At 42.4% G+C, this 2,872-nt stretch carries 3 protein-coding genes; all 3 read right to left on the reverse strand.

Features of this window, described 5'->3' with window-relative positions; translation table 11 throughout:
• The coding region (locus tag FWJ59_RS09145; protein ID WP_414481629.1) for a flavin reductase family protein at positions 1 to 491 on the reverse strand (491 nt) is incomplete at its 3' end.
• 330 nt (positions 492 to 821) lie between these two features.
• The gene (locus FWJ59_RS09150) at positions 822 to 2,174 is read right to left on the reverse strand and encodes a radical SAM protein (RefSeq protein ID WP_414481630.1); all 1,353 of its coding nucleotides are present in this window, start codon (positions 2,172 to 2,174) and stop codon (positions 822 to 824) included.
• A gap of 73 nt (positions 2,175 to 2,247) precedes the next feature.
• Positions 2,248 to 2,872, reverse strand: a 625-nt coding sequence (locus tag FWJ59_RS09155; RefSeq protein ID WP_414481631.1) for a TetR/AcrR family transcriptional regulator, incomplete at its 5' end; no start/stop codon positions are given.

Genomic DNA, 2,872 nt, shown 5'->3' on the forward strand with positions numbered 1-2,872 from the left:
ACGATTTCGCCAAAATAAAACGTGTGATAGTCAGGGGAGCCATACCATGTCTGATCTATCTGTGCATCAAGGTTTCCGGGTATCATATCCTGCTTGTACACCACTTTGCACTCATAATGCAGCGTGCACTCCCCTATAATGGGGGCGTTTACCTTTATGCCGGGAACCGGCGTGAGGTTGCATTCTTTAAACTTGTCAAAATCACGGCCAGATTTGCTGCCGCAAAAGGCTAGAGCTTTCTTTAGATCTCGCTTTAACGGAACGCTGACAGTAAATTCCCCCGACTGCTCGATAAGGCCGTGGGTATATCTTGATTTTCTAACAGGCACTAAAAATATGGGTTTGCCCCAAAAGACGGTGATTCCTCCCCAGCCGATGACCATAGTATTGGCTTTTTCTCCTTTGGAAGACAAAAAGAGGCCTCCGGACTTTAATTGCTTTTCTACTTCTAAAATATACTCGTCATAGGGGACTTCTCTTATGTTGCCCATAGGATATTCCTCCTTTCGGCTTGTGTCAGCATTTTATGGTGCTGAATTAACAGGAGATGTGCGGGCCTAAATATTAGGCTTGACAATTCCAATATACTATATTTTTACACTTTTTTTCAACTTCAATCTTATAAAATAGGTCTTTTTGTCGAAAGAGGAATGAGGGTCATGCTTTAAGGATTGCACTAAACAGGCGCATTTGTAGAATTATGGCATAATAAAGGGGGATACCAGATGAGCTATATGCCGGGAGGTGGCAAACAACAGGGCAAAGGTATATTGAGAAAAAGAATGTAAAGCATTGGTAAGGTAAAAATAAAAGGCAGCTGGTCAATCCAGCTGCCTTCCCGATTCCACCCAAAGCCTGTCTGCGACTTTACCCCATTCTTCGGCTATCTTTTCGCATTTAGCGGTGACTTCGTCTACCGACTCCTTATCTATAGGCTGTGTGGAATAAGCGTTGGAGCGATGAACCATTTCCCTCAATTTCTCAGGATTATCGAGCAATGGGCAGGGGCGTAGATGGTTTTTGTTAAACGGATGATTCTTCTGGTATTCCATGAAAAGCGGCGATTTCAGAGCTTCCAGCAGGCTGACATCTTTTATGTTTACGTTGGCATAGTGGATAAAGGCGCAGGGCTCCACATCTCCATTGGCATTGATGTGTATGTAGTTTCTTCCACCAGCGATGCATCCCCCGACGTATTCGCCGTCATTCCAGAAATCCAGGAGGAAAATGGGTTTTTCATTGCGGAATTTTCTGATCTGATGGTACATATACTCCCTCTGCTCAGGCCTTGCCAACAGGTCGAGGTTGGCGTCTTTGCCCAAAGGCATGTAGGTGAAATACCATCCGAACAGGCATCCTTTATCAATCATAAAATCGATATATTCTTCCGAGCCCACCTCTTCGGTATTATAGCGATGGTAACAGGCCGAAAAGCCAAACCCTATGCCATATTGTTTTAATATATCCATGCTCTTCATTACCTTTTCAAAGGTACCTTTGCCTCGCCGCATGTCGGTGGTTTCACCGATGCCTTCCACGCTGATGGCAAACACCATGTTGCCCAGCCGTTGAACTTCCTTTGCAAACTCCTCGTCTATAAGCGTTCCGTTGGTGAAGGACAAGAACAAACAGTCATTGTGCTTCTCTGCAAGGTAGAGTATGTCTTTTTTGCGTATTAGGGGTTCACCGCCCGATAGGACGTACATATAAATCCCCAGCTCTTTGCCTTCCGTAATTATTCGATCCATGGTTTCGGTGTCTAGCGAGGCTGCTTTGTCGTATTCTCCGGCCCAGCATCCGGTGCACCTCAAATTACATGCAGCGGTGGGATCCATAAGTATTGCCCACGGGATGTTGCATTGGTGTTTTTTCTTCATAGCGTCTATAATGGGGTTTCCGGCCATTCCGGCATTTACAAAGTAGTTGATGAGAAACTTCTTTTGCACGTTCGGATGGGTTTCTGTCAGTACCCTGTGTATCAATTTATTCCAGTTGTTGTCGGGATCGCTTATAATATTTCGGAAAGTGTTGATGGCGTTTTTATGGCTTTCTTTGACTGCTATCTTTTCAGCCCAATTTAATATTTTAGGTAGATTATTGATAGGATCTTTTTCTAGGTAGCTAATGCCTTCTTTTAAAAGAAATGAACTTATTAATTGATTTACTTTAGCCATTTACATTTCCCCCTTCTTTATTATTAACATATACGTCTAAATAGACATATATGTCATTAAAAGCTTAAAAAAATTATGCTTTAAGGCCGTTGAGCAGAGCATAGATGTTATTCAAATGCTCTTGATATGAGATGTTGTTTACAAAAGCCGCTTGAAGCACAAAGGTCTCAACTAAAGTAAAGATGGTAAAAGCCATGGCTTTGGGGTTGATTTCCTTGAATTCTTTTGCCCTTATTCCTTCATCAAGCAGATGCTCAAACATCCTTCTTAGCACGTTAAGGCGCTTTTCCAGCTTCCGCTTTAAAGCATTATTTTCCCTTTTTGAGAGAAGCCACATCTCCACCATCATGAGCATCTTATTCTTTTCCAAATGATATTGAGAGGTGAGCAGGGAGATAATAGTCTTTAACTTGTCCGCGGCCGATAATTTTTTGTCTTCTAATATGTTCATGCAATCGGCTTCTAAATTTTTTGAAAGTTGTTCGGCCGCATATTCGAAAATCTCCTCCTTATCTTTAAAATACTGATATAGCGTCGTGCGCCCCATATTGCACTCTTTTGCTATGTCGGCCAGATTGGTCTTATGATACCCCTTTTCTATAAAGACTTCGATGGCCTTTTGTACAATTTCCTGCTTTCTCTGTTCGAAATCAACGATCTTGGGCAATAAAGCATCTTCCTTTCCTTTTGATTTTTCC

Origin of the sequence: Caldicoprobacter sp. (assembly GCF_047459465.1) — a bacterium.
GTDB lineage: Bacteria > Bacillota > Clostridia > Caldicoprobacterales > Caldicoprobacteraceae > Caldicoprobacter.